Below are 1,158 nucleotides of genomic sequence, written 5' to 3' on the forward strand. Positions count from 1 at the left end.
TCCGGAGCGATGACCAACCGCTTAGACAAGCTAGAAAAGAAAGGCTTTATTGCCAGAGAGCACAGTAAAGAAGACCGACGCAGTGTTACTGTTGAGCTAACAACTGAAGGCTTGGCATTGATTGAGTCGTTGATCCAAGAGCATGTGGATGTACAACATAGTTTGATTAGTGGATTGTCGGCGGATGAAAAGTCACAAGTGAATCAGGCGTTAAAGTTACTACTGCCTCAATTTGAATAGCGAATCTCGTCGCAAAAAAGATAAGGAATGAGCATGAATATCAAAGAATTGGAATCGTATTTAGAGACATTTATGTGCGCCGAAAGTGACTTCCCCTTTGGCCCTGACGCACTTGTGTTCAAAGTAAAAGGCAAAATGTTCGCGATAATCGCGGAGCGTGGTGGTCGAGAATACGTCAGTGTTAAAGTGAAACCGGAAGATGGAGAAGTGCTAACGTCCCAGTTTACCGACATCACACCGGGCTACCATCTTAACAAACGCCATTGGGTCACAGTGTATTTCAATGGTGATGCCGAAGATGGTCTCATTCAAGACTTGTGCGAGCGCTCCTACGATTTGGTTGTAGGGAAACTGCCCAAAGCGCAACGTACATTACTTGGACACTGAAGCGAAATAGCATTTCAGAAAAGCGTTTAGGCAATAACGAAAACCATCAATTGCTCGCTGAAAAACTCGCACCTTTTTTGAGCTCGGACTATATAAGAAGAAGTTGCGTAAAAAGGTAAGTGATAGGCGAGCACTATCTGACTGGTTAGAAGCCTACGGTGAAAGCCATCAAAACCCAATCAATCAAAAAATTCACAAAGTTGCCGTACCGGGTATTTATCTTTCTGTGGTTGGGCTTATTTGGTCCATTCCTCAACTTTCAATTTTAGGTTTTCAGCTCAACTGGGTTTGGTTCGCTGTCATTCCGGTTTGGGTCTTTTACTTCCGTTTATCTCTCAGTGTGTTCATGATGATGCTCGGTTACACGTTAGCGTGTATTGGTTTGATTTGGTCGTTGGAGATTCTACAGCTACCCGTCTTACACATTTCTATGCTGTTGTTTGGCGCTTTGTGGATTCTTCAGTTCATAGGGCACAAAATTGAGGGCAAAAAGCCATCCTTTTTTGAGGACCTACAGTTCTTATTAATCGG

3 protein-coding genes are annotated in these 1,158 nt (G+C 43.4%); all 3 read left to right on the plus strand.

Annotation, left to right across the window (positions count from 1 at the left end; translation table 11 throughout):
- Window positions 1–240 (plus strand): MarR family winged helix-turn-helix transcriptional regulator (locus tag R7F07_RS25160; protein WP_318110664.1); only part of this gene is annotated, 240 nt, incomplete at its 5' end.
- A gap of 33 nt (window positions 241–273) precedes the next feature.
- Window positions 274–627, plus strand: coding sequence for an MmcQ/YjbR family DNA-binding protein (locus R7F07_RS25165; protein WP_318110665.1), 354 nt, complete (start codon window positions 274–276; stop codon window positions 625–627).
- 103 nt (window positions 628–730) lie between these two features.
- Window positions 731–1,158 (plus strand): DUF962 domain-containing protein (locus R7F07_RS25170; RefSeq protein ID WP_318110666.1); only part of this gene is annotated, 428 nt, incomplete at its 3' end.

Origin of the sequence: Vibrio sp. YT-16 (genome assembly GCF_033337405.1) — a bacterium.
Taxonomy (GTDB): Bacteria; Pseudomonadota; Gammaproteobacteria; order Enterobacterales; family Vibrionaceae; genus Vibrio; species Vibrio alginolyticus.

Bases quoted from the DNA above. Each gene is read 5' to 3' on its own strand.
- R7F07_RS25165 (WP_318110665.1), top strand. From the start codon at position 274: ATGAATATCAAAGAATTGGAATCGTATTTAGAGACATTTATGTGCGCC.